Annotated in this window: 8 protein-coding genes; 6 read left to right on the forward strand and 2 right to left on the reverse strand. The window is 55.4% G+C overall.

Annotated elements, in window-relative coordinates; all coding sequences use genetic code 11:
* Positions 1–263 precede the first annotated feature (263 nt).
* On the reverse strand, positions 264–2,498 hold the full coding sequence (locus tag FYC48_RS16825; RefSeq protein ID WP_149497896.1) for a hypothetical protein: 2,235 nt from the start codon (positions 2,496–2,498) through the stop codon (positions 264–266).
* 504 nt (positions 2,499–3,002) lie between these two features.
* Between FYC48_RS16825 and FYC48_RS16830 the strand changes: the two genes are divergently transcribed.
* From FYC48_RS16830 to FYC48_RS16855, 6 genes are all read left to right on the forward strand, one after another.
* Positions 3,003–4,559: a circularly permuted type 2 ATP-grasp protein gene (locus FYC48_RS16830; RefSeq protein WP_149498195.1), complete on the forward strand. Its 1,557-nt coding sequence runs from the start codon at positions 3,003–3,005 to the stop codon at positions 4,557–4,559.
* A gap of 256 nt (positions 4,560–4,815) precedes the next feature.
* On the forward strand, positions 4,816–5,769 hold the full coding sequence (locus FYC48_RS16835) for an alpha-E domain-containing protein (protein WP_149497897.1): 954 nt from the start codon (positions 4,816–4,818) through the stop codon (positions 5,767–5,769).
* On the forward strand, positions 5,766–9,083 hold the full coding sequence (locus tag FYC48_RS16840) for a transglutaminase family protein (RefSeq protein ID WP_149497898.1): 3,318 nt from the start codon (positions 5,766–5,768) through the stop codon (positions 9,081–9,083). Before FYC48_RS16835 ends, FYC48_RS16840 begins: the two co-directional genes overlap by 4 nt.
* Positions 9,084–9,255: 172 nt before the next feature.
* Entirely contained in the window at positions 9,256–10,164 is a 909-nt protein-coding gene (locus FYC48_RS16845; protein WP_149497899.1) for a sugar phosphate isomerase/epimerase family protein, read from the forward strand.
* Positions 10,165–10,608: 444 nt separating this feature from the next.
* On the forward strand, positions 10,609–12,330 hold the full coding sequence (locus tag FYC48_RS16850; protein WP_160149582.1) for a CRTAC1 family protein: 1,722 nt from the start codon (positions 10,609–10,611) through the stop codon (positions 12,328–12,330).
* A complete protein-coding gene (locus FYC48_RS16855) occupies positions 12,327–13,811 on the forward strand; it encodes a tetratricopeptide repeat protein (RefSeq protein ID WP_149497901.1) in 1,485 nt (494 codons plus the stop codon). Before FYC48_RS16850 ends, FYC48_RS16855 begins: the two co-directional genes overlap by 4 nt.
* 8 nt (positions 13,812–13,819) lie before the next feature.
* Here FYC48_RS16855 and FYC48_RS16860 read toward each other — a convergent pair whose 3' ends face one another.
* Positions 13,820–15,406: an autotransporter domain-containing protein gene (locus tag FYC48_RS16860; RefSeq protein ID WP_160149583.1), complete on the reverse strand. Its 1,587-nt coding sequence runs from the start codon at positions 15,404–15,406 to the stop codon at positions 13,820–13,822.
* Between the last annotated feature and the right edge of the window lie 41 nt (positions 15,407–15,447).

A 15,447-nucleotide genomic window follows, 5' to 3' on the forward strand; every position in this document is an offset into this window, starting at 1 on the left:
TGTCGATGGACTTTAGGAAAAACTTCCAATTCGCAGGAAGAGGAATTCCACGACGTCGATCGGTTCATCTTGCTAGCAATGCTTTTCGTTGAGCAAAAGACAACGATTGAGCGATCAGGGCGATCTCTTGGCAACGAGCCGGCCCCAGCACAGGTCATCCACGCAGGTCATCCGCACACGGACGTGATCCCAGGCACCGGGCAACATTCCAAACGCCGTGCATGGCGGCCCGAAACCAATGTTAGCGAATGACGAATCGAGACTCATGCATTCACCAGTCCCGCGAACCATTCGTCGTAGCTGCCAAACGTGCTTCCTGGCAAAACGACCACCGAACGATCGGGAAAAACCAATTCACAATCACTGCGAATATAGCCGGCGAGTTTGTTGATCCGAACTTCAGCTCGTGGGCAACAACTTAGAATTTGAATCTCAAGATTCGCGGGCGACGGATCGATCGCATAGCAAACGAGCAGATCACCGAGCCGGATCACGGCAGCGGTCTTCGGTGCCGACTGATCGTCAGCTTGTGAAGTCCACTTGGCTTGATGAAAGAGTGGAACCGGAATTGGCTGACCGGAAGACTCCCAAAGCCAAGCCCCCGATTCGACCACTTCCGGTGGAAGTTGACGGCCGATCAGCGACTCGGACCGAAGTTTGCGACATTGCCCCACGACCACTTCGGGATCAGAACGCAGAAAGTAGGCCGTGACACGCAGCACACTTTCACGTGATTGCCGGGGCATTTCGAAAATCTGACCGACGGTCAAACGTGTGGCCGCCTCCTTGGCACTGTCAACATCGGCGATCATGCCGCCTAAACGAGCCGCGAGCGATGCCAGGTCGCTCAGGAACTCTGCGGCTAATGCACTCTTCGGAGCGATCTCGGGCGGGTGATAAAGATACGGCGGTTGCTCGATCAATTGTTCGAGATAGCGAACCTGAGTATCGGTGTGCACCCCCTGCCAAACCTGTGTTGAACGCAATGTCGCTTCCAATGCATCGGGCTCGTCGCCGAGGTGTTCGAGTGCAAACGAGGCGAGCGCCCAAACGGCCCGCTGTCGCTGCTCCTTTTCGTCCGCATCGACCTGACCGGCCCGGAACTGGATTTCTAGTCGCTCGCCGGTCGCGACCTGCCATTGCTCGATCTTTTCGGCGTTGTTGCGACTGAGTTTCGCCCCGGTCAACACATGTGTCAGCAGAAACTCTTCTAATTTTTCGGCCACGATTGTTCGATCGGCGGGCGAAAGTGACTGTGCGGGCCGATACTGTGCCGGTCGGGAGCTGGCGCCATTGGCCAACTGTCGCATCAGTGCAACTCGGCCATACTCGTCTTTAAAATTCAGCACTGCCAGTTGCCGCATCGCTTCCAACTTCGCCGCATCGGAAAGATGAAGTTGACTCGCCAAGTGAACCAGTTCGACGCCATAAACCCAATGGACATCTCGATAGCGAACCATCGGGGAATAGATCGAAGCGACTTCGATGGCGACGATTTCAACTAACTGTCGAATCAACCCGACCGCTTGTTGATCGAGCACATGCTGACCAAGTTTGGATGCACCATAGGTCGTCGCCTTGCTGGCCGCCCACCATGCGGCCATTGTGATCGGATTGGTACTGATCACGATCCGTCCGGCCAACCACATCGTTGATGCGACATCCAGATATGGCTTGGCAGACTTATACAGGCCGAACGTTTTGACCGCCTGTGTGACTAATTTATAGATGGACTGAAAGTCGTAAGTCGCCAGCGACACCGGCAGACTTTCGATCGCGACAAGTAAGCGAAGTGACGCGCGACCGGTCGCCCTGGAAATTGCCTCGACATTGGTACGCAACAGCGGTGCGGGGTCATCGGGTCGATAAATCGCCGCAACATCAGAAACTAGCTGGAATAGGTCGTCGCGAATCTGCTCGGTTTTAAAAGCGTATCCCGCATCCGTTTTTTCGCGGTAGGTGTCGTTCTTAATATTCTCGAACAATTCACGTGTTTTGGCATCGATTAGCTTCATCAATGCTTGATCGTGTGAGGCGAGTGGGTCGACCGCAATCGTAAAGGCTTCTTTCGGAAGTCGATCGCGATCGTCGACTCGAGAATCCGTGCGGTTGCGGGCGCCGTTGTGATCGGAATCCGATCGAAACGCGATCGCATCAGGAAACTGCATCCACTGCTGCAGTGCGAGCGAACGATCGGCCAGTCGTTTTGATTCCGAGCGAAGCTGATCGGTCTGTTCTTCGAGCCACTGCCGTAATTCGTCGTCCTTTAGCAGTGCCAAAGCCTCCGAGTCGTCGTCCGCCCCGCCCTGCCCCGATCGACTTTTTCTGGTCGTTTGTGACAAGCGAACCGCGTCGGCCAGCGACGACGCCAAAATCACAAACCCGAGGGCGCCTTGACCGGTCTCGGGGATATCCCAATGGGCGAACGCACTGGTCAGCAACACCGCGGCGGCAACGACGGCAGTGATCAGAGAAAACACCGGTAAACGTCGAAACATGTCGTGACGCAATTCGGCCGAACCTATGGAAAAAGACAGTAAAAATCACGATCGACAGTTCCCAACATTGGAACCAACCGCATCAAAATCGCCAAACGTCGGCCAAAAAGAATTCCCGACCGCTGGGGACCAGCAGCGATACCTTACAGGGCGCTTTTGGGAACGCCAGCCGCCACAAACTGAAAGGAGCCCGCCGATTGACTCGATCGTTCATAGATTTGTTTACACTAGTTTTGACCTCGGGACTTGGCGGACCCGTGAGAATGTTAGCGTGTGCTGATAACCAGGATTTTAAAACCGATTTCCGTGGCGACCGGCAAACGAAACATTCAACCGTGCTCTTTCAACACGACGATGTGTTTACAGAGCAACCATGCAACACCGCGTCACGCGCGACACTGTTATGCTAGACAGCGATGAGTTCGCTGTCTGGTCCTACGAGTCGCCCAGATGCAGGATGCGTGTGTCATTGTCCGCGAGTTATTGCAGTCTCACCGAGCCGTTATGCAAGAACAAGTCTCTGGAAAATCGTTTCAACGCCAATCCCAATCTTCAATACCATCGCTGCCGGACTATAAGACCGATGGTTTCTACGACGAACTTGTCGACGAACGGAATTTATCTCGGCCGTACACCGAAGAACTAGTCTCGTTGTTCAATCGCCTGACACCGGCGGAATTGTTCCGTAAGCAACAGGCCATTGAAAAGTCGCTGTACCAGATGGGGATCACGTTCACCGTGTACAGCGATGCGGCGGGTACGGAAAAAATCTTTCCGTTTGACGTCATCCCGCGCATCGTATCCGCCGTGCTTTGGAAACACATCGACGCGGGATTGAAGCAACGGATTCGCGCCCTCAATCGATTCCTTTGCGACATCTACAACGAACAAGCGATTGTCAACGACGGCGTGATCCCGCGCGTGCTGATCGAAAGCTCGCCGGCCTACTTAAAAGAATGCAAGGGATTGGCACCTTTTAACGACGTCTGGTGTCACATCACGGGAACGGACCTGATTCGCGACAACGAGGGGACCGTTTACGTCCTCGAAGACAACCTGCGATGTCCGTCGGGGGTTTCCTATGTGCTTCAGAACCGGCACGTGATGAAACGGAACTTCCCGCAGGTCTTCGGATCATCGCGGGTGCGACCGGTGTCTGACTACAGTTGGCGTCTCTTCGAATTGCTTCGCGGGATCGCCCCGCCACATGTCGATGATCCCACGGTCGTGGTGCTAACACCCGGGATCTACAACAGCGCTTATTACGAACACTCGTTCTTAGCCCAGAACATGGGCGTCAAACTGGTCGAAGGACGCGACTTGGTCGTCGAGAACGACTTTCTTTACATGCGGACGACCGGGGGACTGAAACGGGTCGACGTGATCTATCGGCGAATCGATGACGCCTTCTTGGACCCTCAAACGTTTCGCAAGGACAGCGTTCTGGGCGTCGCCGGACTGATGGACGTTTACCGTGCCGGGAACGTCAGTCTCGCCAACGCTCCGGGAACCGGGATCGCGGACGACAAAGTGATCTACGCCTTTGTTCCCGACATGATCCGATACTACTTGGACGAAGAACCGATCCTACCCAACGTCCCGACCTATGTCTGCCAGAAAGATGATGACCGCAAGTATGTGCTCGACAACATGGACAAGTTGGTTATCAAGGCAGCGGGAGAATCCGGCGGTTACGGTGTCTTGATCGGTCCGCACGCGACGGCCGAACAGCGTGCCGAGTATGCGGCGAAAATCAAAGAAGATCCGCGCAACTGGATTGCCCAGCCGACGCTTCAACTTTCACGTGTGCCAACACTGATCGACGAAAAACTCGAAGGCCGGCACGTCGACTTACGACCCTATATTCTCTGTCGGCGCCAAGATGATGTTTGGGTGCTTCCCGGTGGACTCACCCGTGTCGCACTCCGCAAAGGCTCGCTGGTGGTCAATTCGTCCCAAGGGGGCGGCAGCAAGGACACCTGGGTCGTCGCCGAAGAAGGACAACCGGTCGCGTCACCCAAGAACGGGATCAAACCAGTTCCCAACCCAGATTCAATCTAGTGCCATGTTTCCTCAACCTTTGATTTTAGGATTAGCCGCATGGCGTTAGCCACGGTTCCGGTGCAATCACCGGGCTAACACCCGCCGGCCGGCGGTCGACTGATTGAGTGACGCCGCAATTGGAGTGATCATAAATCACTCGCACGCCTGTCCTTCGAACGAACTGTTCCATCGACGGACAACTACGCTGCAAACGCATCGCCAAACGCACGATAGCTTCCACTTTTCGATCCACACCCGGTTTACGACTGACTTCATGCTTTCCCGAGTCGCCGAATCAATTTATTGGATGAGCCGCCAGGTGGAGCGGGCCGAAAACTTGGCCCGCTTCATCGAAGTGACGCTGAACATGACGCTCGAACAGGCGGATTACATCGTTGACCCGTGGGAACCGCTGGTGCAAGTCACCGGTGACAACGAATGGTTCACCGCCAAGTATGGAAAACCGGATCGCCAAAAGGTCGTTCAGTTCCTCGCGTTTGACGAAGAGTATCCCAATTCGATGTTGAGTTGCTTGCGGGCGGCTCGTGAAAACTCACGCGGGGTTCGTGAAGTCATCTCTACCGAAGCGTTTCGTGAACTAAACAGTTTTTACCACTTCGTCTGCGACAGCAGCACGCCTCAACTTGCCAGTGATCCGACCGAACTGTTTTTCGAACATGTCCGCAATCAAACGTTGATGTGGAGCGGCGTGATAGAAAACACCATGACTCATGACTTGGGTTGGCAGTTTATCAACCTGGGGCGAATGCTCGAGCGAGCCGATAAGACCTCGCGGATTCTTGACGCCAAGTATTTCAACCTCCTGCCCAGCGTTGATGACGTCGGCACGGCCGTCGATGACTTGCAATGGTCGACGCTGCTACGGGCGATCAGCGGATTCGAAGCCTATCGCCGGGAACATCACTTGGTCGACGTCGAAAAGATCGTCGCCTTTTTCTTGTTCCATCGGTCCTTCCCACGCAGTGTCTACTACTGCGTTTCGGCTGCCGACTGGTCGCTTCGGGAAATCGAAAAAGTCTCCGGAGCGGAGCATTCCGGCGAAGCGAAACAACAGATCTCCGCCTTACGTCATCGACTGCGAAACACCAATGTCAAGGAAGTCATTGCCGGCGGCATGCACGATTTTATCGATCGCCTGCAATCGGAACTCAATGGCATCGGTGAATCGCTCGGCCGCGACTACTTTCACAACCCTGGAACCTCATGACGATCCGAGTCGCTCTTCATCACAAGACGAAGTACAGCTACGACAAGCCCATCGGATTAGGACCTCAACTGGTACGGCTTCGACCGGCCTATCACAGCCGAACGAAAATCGTTTCCTATAATCTTAAGGTCCAACCCGAAGACCACTTTATCAATTGGCAACAAGATCCGTTTGCCAATCCCGTCGCGCGTTTGGTGTTTCCCAAAAAGGCGACCGCGTTTTCGATCACCGTCGATCTGCAAGCCGACATGACGGTGATCAACCCGTTCGACTTCTTCATCGAAGAGGGCGCCGAGTCCTGGCCATTTCAGTACTCGCCTGCCGTCAAAGTACAACTCGCCCCGTACTTGAACGCCGACCCCGTGACGCCGCTGCTGGAACAGTGGCTCCGGGAGGTCCCCAAAGAAAGCGACCGGGTGATCGACTTTTTGGTTCATGTCAATCAGTACGCTCAGCGTTCGGTGAACTACACGGTCCGCCTCGAACCGGGCGTGCAAACTCCCGAGGAAACCCTGCACCTGGGCAGCGGATCATGTCGTGATTCGGCGTGGATGCTCGTCCAAGCATTCCGACACATCGGCATGGCCGCGCGGTTCGTTTCCGGATACCTGATCCAACTCGCCCCTGACGAAAAGCCAATCGAAGGTCCCGAGGGCCCGGTCGCCGATTTTTGTGACCTGCACGCGTGGACCGAAGTGTTCCTGCCAGGTGCCGGATGGGTCGGGCTCGATCCCACCAGCGGTTTACTCGCCGGCGAAGGTCACATCCCATTGTCGTGCACACCGCACTACCAGGACTCGGCCCCGATCACCGGTGGCCACGAGCCTTGCGAAGTCGAATTTTCGCACGAAATGAACGTGACGCGGATCGTCGAATCGCCCAGAACGACCAAACCTTACCAAGACGATCAGTGGCAGGAAATTCTTGATGCCGGTGACGCCATCGATCAAGTCCTCGATGACGAAGATGTTCGTTTGACCGTCGGTGGCGAACCGACGTTTGTTTCAATCGATGACACCGACGATCCGCAATGGAACACCGATGCCGTTGGAGTCGAAAAACGTGTGCTCAGCAATGTGCTGTTGCTACGTTTGCGTGACAAGATGGCGCCCGGAGCGATGCTTCACTACGGGCAAGGCAAATGGTACCCGGGCGAGTCGCTGCCGCGTTGGGCACTGACTTGCATGTGGCGTCCCGACGGCGAACCGATTTGGCAAAACCCAAAGTACATCGCCGACGAAGGCAAAGACTACAAGTTTACGCACGACGACGCCGATCGCTTTGTCAAACACCTTGCCGGCGTCTTGGGCATCGAAGCCCGCGTGACCCTGCCGGTGTACGAAGACGTCTTTCATTACCTTTGGAAAGAACAACGACTTCCGATCGACGTCGACCCAACTGATCCGAAATTGGAAGACCCCAACGAACGCGCCATGCTGATGCGGACGTTCACCCAAGGGATGGGAAAGCCCGTTGGGTTTGTGATGCCACTACGCCGAGCTTGGTGGCAGGCGCATCCGGGCTGGGTCGGCGGTCGGTGGCCGGTTCGTGGTGGCAAGATCTTTGTCATTCCGGGCGATTCGCCGATCGGCCTACGTTTGCCGCTGGATAGTTTGCCGGTCGGATCTCGTCCCGGCCCGACCAGTTCGCTCCCCTATGATCCGTTCGCACCCCGCAATCCGTTGCCTTCGGTGCAAATCATCCGTCACGACCCGAAACGAATCGAACAGGTCGAGCAACGACAAAACGAAGAAGAGCGAGCCGAGGACGACGATCAAAAGGGCGAAGTCATCGCGACTGCATTGTGCGTCGAATGTCGCTACGGCCGGATCCATGTTTTTATGCCGCCGACGCAGCGACTCGAAGATTACCTCGATCTACTTTCGGCGGTCGAAGAAACCTGTGTTGACCTTGACATCCCGATCATCCTCGAAGGCTACCTTCCGCCGCAGGATCATCGCGTCGAATTATTTAAGATCACACCGGACCCGGGGGTGATCGAAGTCAACGTCCAACCAACCGGCTCTTGGCGCGAACTCGTTGACCTGACTCAAACGCTGTATGGCGAAGCCCGAGAAAGTCGATTGACCGCTCAAAAGTTTGACATCGACGGCACACACACCGGAACCGGTGGCGGTGCCCATGTGGTCTTGGGAGGTCGAGCACCGACGGACAGTCCCTTCATCCGGCGTCCTGACCTGCTCGCAAGCATGCTGCGGTTTTGGCACAACCACCCTGCCCTGTCGTACCTTTTCAGCGGTAAGTTCATCGGCCCGACCAGCCAGGCGCCGCGAATGGACGAAGCCCGTCGCGATAGCGTGTACGAAATCGAAATCGCGATGCGTGAAATGGAACGATTTTATGGTGAAGGCCAAACAATCATGCCATGGACCGTCGATCGGTTGTTCCGTGACTTGCTAGTCGACTTGACCGGAAACACACACCGAGCCGAATTCTGTATCGACAAGCTGTATTCGCCCGATTCCAGTAGTGGACGATTGGGATTGGTCGAACTTCGGGGCTTTGAAATGCCGCCAAACTCGCAAATGAACCTCGCCCAACAATTGCTCATCCGAGGCATCATCGCTGCGTTTTGGAAAACCCCCTACCGCGCACCGTTGGCCCGCTGGGGCACGGCGCTTTACGATCGATTCATGTTGCCGCACTTCGTTTGGAATGACCTCGGCAATTTGATCTCGAAACTCGCGGACCTCGGTATCAGTCTTAAACACGAATGGTTCCTACCGCACTATGAGTTTCGTTTCCCCTTGGTCGGCGAAGTGATCTTCGGCGATACCAAGATGGAACTGCGGAACGCGATCGAACCGTGGTATTTGATGGGCGAAGAACCGTCCGGCGGAGGCACCGCGCGTTTTGTCGATTCATCACTGGAACGCTTGCAGGTTTGTGTCGACGGATTCGATCCCGCCCGGCACGCAATCCTGTGCAACGGACGGCGGATCCCAATGCATCCATCAGAAGTCGCGGGGCGATACCTAGCCGGGATCAAGTTCCGAGCATGGCAACCGCCGCGATGTTTGCATCCGACAATCCCGATCGATGTGCCATTGCAATTTGACATCGTCGACCGATTTACACATCACTCGCTTGGCGGCTGTCGCTATCACGCGGCCGACCCCAGCGGACGTTCGCACGACATTTTCCCCATCAACGCCAACGAAGCGGAGTCGCGACGTGCGGCCCGTTTCCAAACGGGGACTCTGACCGGCGGACGCATGGTGATTCCGGATCTGCCTCCGGTCGATTCGCCAAACGATTTCCCGGTGACGTTCGACCTGCGACGCTATCGATAGTGCATCAATGGTGCGCACCGAGGATTCGATTGCCAGACGAATTGGTGACGGCAACGCGGCGAATTTCAGAGTACCATAGTGGGCGATCGCGGCCGTCCGTTTGGGGATGGACACGATCCAGGATTCAATCCCCCACTCCCCTGCTCTGCCCTGCCGACTTTTGAGGCTCCTTATGTCACCGATCGACCGTCGACGTTTTCTTGCTCTGACCGCCGCCGGGCTTGCTTCGGGAATGGTCGCCGAAACGGCAAGTGCGGACGACGAACAGAGCCAAGCGAACCCACTCGCCGTCTTCACCAAGCCCTTCAATTCGCTGTCGTTCGAGGAACTCGCCGAGGAGATAGCGGGACTTGGCTTCGATGGACTTGAAGCACCGATCCGCAAAGGCGGCCACATCGATCCGGCTAATGTGGTCGACGAATTGCCTCGACTTGTCGAAGCCCTCGCCAAGCACAACCTTCAAGTCACCGTCATGGCATCGGATATTAATGATGCCAGCGATCCTGCGACTGAACGTGTGATTCGAACGGCGGCGACGCTGGGGATCAAGCGTTACCGAATGAAATACGTCAAGTACTCGAACGATCGTTCGGTCGCTGACCATATCGCGTCTTGGAAAAGCCAGTTCAAAGACCTCGCCGCTGTCAACCATGATTACGGCGTGACCGGACTGTACCAAAATCACGCCGGCGTCAATTACATGGGTTCATCGATCTGGGATCTCGACCAAGTACTCGAAGGAATCGCCCCCTCTGATATCGGGATGGCCTATGACATTCGGCATGCCACCGTCGAAGGTGGAACGAGTTGGCCGACAACCTATCGAATGATCCGCGACCATATCGACACCGTCTATGTGAAAGACTTTGCCTGGGACAATGGTAAAGTCAAAAATGTTCCACTCGGCGAAGGATTGGTGCAAGCGAAATTCTTCGATATGCTGCGAAAGGATCAGTTTCACGGTCCGATTTCACTGCACGAAGAATACATCGATCACCATCCCGCAGAGCTTGTTCCGCAGCACATCACGGCGATCGAGAAAGATCTCAAAACGCTTCGCCAATGGTTGAAGCAAGGATAACCTAACGCCGGGTATGCTCTGATTGGGGCGGCCGATGACAATGACAGGCCGACAATCACTGGGACGCGATCGACGCCCCTTGTTCGGTGTCGCATGACAATAGCATCGTGACCCATCGCGGCAAGGTCGGACGTTCGGGGCTGAAGTTTGGTCTTGCCAACGAGGTCGATTTCTTTTTATAGGCGAGACTACACTCGCCTCTCCGGGTTTCTTCAGACCGGATCGGCGGGTCACCGGTGCCCCCATCCCCACCGGCCGTTGCCCCACTGACTGCTGACCCGCCGTCTGGCCTCGACTATGCCCTATCCTCACCGCCCGATATCGACCGTGATGTCGGTGTCGCCGGCGCATTTACTATGTGTCGTCATCGCGTTAATAGTTGGCTGCCGGCCCGCCGATCCCCAGCCAACGCCAGAAATACAAGCACGGCAAAAAACGCATCCGGTGCCGCACATTCGATCGGCATCGAATTCAGCTTCATCCGAGGTCGTCGTCACTGCGGCGTTTGCCGAAGTTTCGCGTGATACCGGATTCGAGTTTCAACACCAAGCCGGACGCACCCTCGACTATCGTTTTAATGAAATTGTCGGAAGCGGAGCCGCATTGTTCGACTACGACAATGACGGCGACTTGGACGTTTACCTGGTCCAAAGCGGCCCCGCCAAGTCTCATTCGGTCAGCGATCGCCTCTTCCGAAACGACTCGGTCCCAGGTGATTCCAACCATCCGTGGAAATTTACCGACGTGACAGATCAAAGCGGGATCGATGTGACCACCGGTTACGGACAAGGAGTGACCTGTGGCGACGTCGACCGTGATGGTGATATCGATCTATTCATCACGAACTTTGGACGCAACCAGTTCTTACGCAACAACGGCGACGGGACCTTTACCGATGCAACCTTGTCGAGTGGGTTAGCTTTGGACCGTGTAAGCGATGAACGTTGGAGTACGAGTGCAACGTTCGTCGACTTTGATCGCGACGGATGGCTGGATCTGTATCTATGCAACTACGTTGTTTACACCGCCGACTCGCATAAGCCATGCTACGGCGCGAGTGGACGTCGTGACTACTGCGGTCCCAATAGCTATGCCGGTGAAGCGGACCAATTATTCCGCAACGATGGACACGGAAACTTTGTCGACGTTTCTGCTCAGGCCGGAATCGCTTCGCTTTACGGTGCCGGCCTCGGTGTCGCCTGTGCCGACTTCAATGGCGATTCCTGGGTCGACATTTATGTAGCCAACGACGGTAGCGAAAATCGACTTTGGATCAATCAACGCAACGGTCAATTCGAAGACGTCGCCCTGCTTTATGGCTGTGCGTTCAACTCCGTAGGTGCCGCCGAAGCCGGCATGGGGGTCGACGCGGCAGACTTTGACAACGACGGCGATGAAGACTTGTTTCTCGCCCATCTGACTGGCGAAACGAACACCTTGTATCAGAACGAAGGCACGACCGGGTTTGTCGATCGGACAACAGTGTTTGGATTGGCCGGACCAAGTCAAACGATGACAAGCTTTGGAACTGGGTGGATCGATTTCAATAACGACGGACGTCTCGATATCGCCATCGCTAACGGGACCGTCAAACGCGAAAACGGGGCGGTCACGACTCAAGCTGCGTTTCCCAAAGGCCAGCCAAACCAATTGTTTGTCAGCCATGGCGATCACTTTTCGGATGTCAGTCACCTTGTGCCCGGTGCTTTCGGCGAACATGAAATGAGCCGAGGACTGGCATTCGGTGATCTCGACAACGACGGCGATTTGGACTTTCTGGTAACCAACAATGACGGCCCGGCGAGGCTCTACCGGAACGAAGTCGGACATCGAAATCCTTGGATCGGTCTGCGATTACTCGATGCCGATGGCAAACAACATCAGCTCGGAACAAAAGCCACTTTGCGATTAAGCGACGGGCACGCCCTTGTCCGCCGATCCTATCGCGACGGCAGCTATTGCAGTTCCCGTGACCCGCGTGTGTTGTTTGGGATTCCCACAGGCGTCCGCGCGATTGAGCTCGAAATTCATTGGCCTGACGGGAGCACCGAAACATTACCTGCCCCACCACAAGGGCGTTACTCCATTGTTCGTCAAGGAAGCGGAACAATCGAATCAGGAATTGCGGTCGCGATCAAGGTCGACCAGGGAGGTGTCACACGATGAACCGTTTTGCCAATCGTCAAAGTGTTCTCTTGCGCGCGACCAGCATTGCTTGCTTGGTCACCGCTTCCATTATGCCGGTCGGATGCGCTCCTGATGGTACGGTTCAGCAGTGCAACAATACGATGTCTGATTCGTCGGACTGCCCGAAGAAGGCGAAACACGCTGGTATTTCCTTACCTTCCTTCGACTGCAACATCTTTAAACAAGTCGGTCGGTATGTGGTGCCACGGATCAGTGATCCTTCGATTGAATCGGCTGCTCGCGAACAGATCGCGGGGCTCGAAAAACGATTCGAAGTGATCGCCGATCAAGATGCCGGGGATTTGTATGGCGAATTTGGAATGATCTGCCAGTGCTTGGAATTTTATGATGCGGCGAGATTCTGCTATCAGCAATCCGAGACTCGCGACGCGGCGAACTATCGCTGGCCATTCCTGCGCGGACATCTCGAACGCCTGGAAGGCAAAACTAGCCAAGCAAAAGCCAGTTTCAAACAAGCGTTGAAGCGAATCGATCCGAAAAGTCCAGCGGTGCTCGATGCTCAATTGGCAGCGATTTGCTGGATCGGCGAACTTGAATTGAACGAAGGTGAACCAAGCAAAGCGAAGGCGTGGTTCGATAAGGTGTTGGCCATCACTCCAAACCACGCCTTCGCCCACTATTCACTCGGCAGAATTGCCGAACAGCAAGAGGATTTCGTTACCGCGATCGAACATTTGCGGCAAGCGAGTCAACTTGATCCTAGCGCAGGTAGCATTCAGTACATACTGGGGATGGTCTATCGACGAGCGGGCCGACTGCAAGAAGCAGAATCGATGCTGCAAAACAGCGTTGCCAATCGAAAACCTTATGCTCCGTATGACCCACTGCTGTGGGCGGTCGAATCAGCGGTCAAAAGTCATCGCCGCTATCACTTCATCGCCGATCAAAACTTGAAGGCGAAGCAATACACTGAGGCGATCGAGTTTTACGAACGCGCGCTTCAGATGCAAGCGTCACCGCAACTACTCGCGCAAACCCATTGCAACCTCGGTAGCGCGTATGCAAAGACGGGCAATGCCGTTGCCGCGCTTAAACACTGGAAACTAGCCGCCTCGCTTCACCCCGAACACACCGAAACTCTGTTGAATCTGGCTGCCGTTGCCGGGGCAACCGGTGCTCCCGAGAAAGCGCTACCGTTGTATCAAACAGTCCTGAAGAAACAGCCGAACCACCGGCAGGCGAGGCAGAAATTGGCCGAGACATTCGTTCAACTGAAGCAGCCGGCGAACGCGATCGCCGAATACGAACGACTGTTGAATTCAGATACCGGCAATCGCGATGCCTGGCGAGCGTTACTGGACCTTTACATTGCCGAGAAACGCTTTGATAAAGCTCGCCAGATCGCAATTCGATATGAATTCCCAGACGTGATCGCCCAGTTGTCGACCGCCGCCCTGGGGAGCGACCCCGATCCGGAATCAGACCAGGATCGCTTGTAGTCCATTGGCTACCAAGCGAACATCATCCCACCCTGACCGGTATGTTGGTCATGTTCGGACGTGAACTGGGCGTCGTAGTCTGCGTAGAGCGTGACACCACAGCGAGCGGCGTAGCCGAATCCGACACCGAGATCTAAGAAGTCTCGGCCTAGTTCGGCCCCTTGAATTCGTAGCCCGTTCGCTCCGGCAAACTGACCGACCAAAATTTGATCGGTGTCGGCGAATTCGTGCGTGTAAGCGATACGATAGATCGGTGCGAGCGTGCCACCGAGAACGCAAAGGTTTCGCGATACGCTGGCGCCCAAGATTCCCCGAGCCGAATCGACATTGTCGTCAGCGATCTGTAAATTCGAAACGCTTGCCCCCGTTTCAGAGTAACCGTCGTAGTCGACACCGATGTACTGAAACGCAACGTGCGGCTGCAGCGTCCAACCGCGCGATCGATATGTCCGGCCCAGTTCAAAGTAACTCTGAAACGCGTCGCTGTCGGTTTCGCCAGAAGCTAACCCCGTGTTGGTCTGACGCGATGTGTCGTAGTCGCCGTCGCTGAATCCTAAGATCCCCGTCAAGTACATGTTCGATCTCAATCGACGCGAACCATACAGGGCGATCCCAAGCGTATCGAGGTCGACGTTCCCAGAACCACGCGAGCCATCAGCGCCATAGTAGTTCCCCGCCAGTCCGATCGCGGTAAAGCAATCGAGTTGACGCTGGGCTCCGAACGCTACCCCGGCGAAGTCATACTGAAATCCGTTGTCGACCGAACCTTGGGCCCCATAGCCGGACACCCAAGCGCTGTTCTTCGAAATTTTTCGAGCGTGATAGACGGGATTGGTGTGATAAGAAACCTGTTGAATGCCCGAGTCTGACGGGGCTGTTGACACCAAACGGAACGGTTGTTCGTACGGTTGCGGAGACGCAGAAATCTGGGACATCTGCATCGCGTATTGTCTGGCATTCGTGGTCACGCCGCCACGAAGTCGGTCGGCCAATAAATCGATGAACTGACTCGTCGCCTGAATTTCTAACAGTGATGCACTTGCCAGAACATCCGCGAAACTGGCATCGGTTGGTGGAGTTGCCGAAAGAAAAAAGAGCTGCCAAAAATTCAGCGTTCCAATATCTCCGCCCAAATCATCGATCATCGTCAGGGTCCATGTTCCCTGAGCGTTCTCACCATTGAATGCCGACAACGCCTGTTGGGGTTGGTAGCTTTGGTTTGTCGCGGGGAATCCGACCGGGAATGAACCGGTCGCATCGTCATCAAAGCGGTAGCCACCGTTTTGAGCGTTCGTGGCTCCACCGACGCCATCAAAAAGCTGGACCGAAGTTCCGTTTGGCGAGGTGACGGTCGCGGCCAAGTCAGCGTTGAAGGTGTGGTTGTAGTCAACGTTGACGTCAAGGTCCGCGATCGCGAACGAATCGGTTACGTTGATCGAAGAGATCGTCTGCCCCGTCGTGCCGGCCGGTGGGATCCGCAACGGGGTATCGGTCGAGGTATAAGTTTGTGCCGTCGCTGATGAAGACGCAGCCGACGAAGATACGAGGACCAGCATCCCGAGCTGGATCGCACGTCTAAGATTCAATTGATGCATTCCGAAGCCTTCCTTGACGAGTGCTTGCGTGGGGTCTCGCG

It is taken from the genome of Roseiconus lacunae (assembly GCF_008312935.1).
In the GTDB taxonomy this organism is placed as follows: Bacteria; Planctomycetota; Planctomycetia; order Pirellulales; family Pirellulaceae; genus Stieleria; species Stieleria lacunae.

Bases quoted from the DNA above. Each gene is read 5' to 3' on its own strand.
- FYC48_RS16835 (WP_149497897.1), top strand. From the start codon at position 4,816: ATGCTTTCCCGAGTCGCCGAATCAATTTATTGGATGAGCCGCCAGGTG.
- FYC48_RS16860 (WP_160149583.1), bottom strand. From the start codon at position 15,406: ATGCATCAATTGAATCTTAGACGTGCGATCCAGCTCGGGATGCTGGTC.
- FYC48_RS16855 (WP_149497901.1), top strand. From the start codon at position 12,327: ATGAACCGTTTTGCCAATCGTCAAAGTGTTCTCTTGCGCGCGACCAGC.
- FYC48_RS16840 (WP_149497898.1), top strand. From the start codon at position 5,766: ATGACGATCCGAGTCGCTCTTCATCACAAGACGAAGTACAGCTACGAC.
- FYC48_RS16825 (WP_149497896.1), bottom strand. From the start codon at position 2,498: ATGTTTCGACGTTTACCGGTGTTTTCTCTGATCACTGCCGTCGTTGCC.
- FYC48_RS16845 (WP_149497899.1), top strand. From the start codon at position 9,256: ATGTCACCGATCGACCGTCGACGTTTTCTTGCTCTGACCGCCGCCGGG.
- FYC48_RS16830 (WP_149498195.1), top strand. From the start codon at position 3,003: ATGCAAGAACAAGTCTCTGGAAAATCGTTTCAACGCCAATCCCAATCT.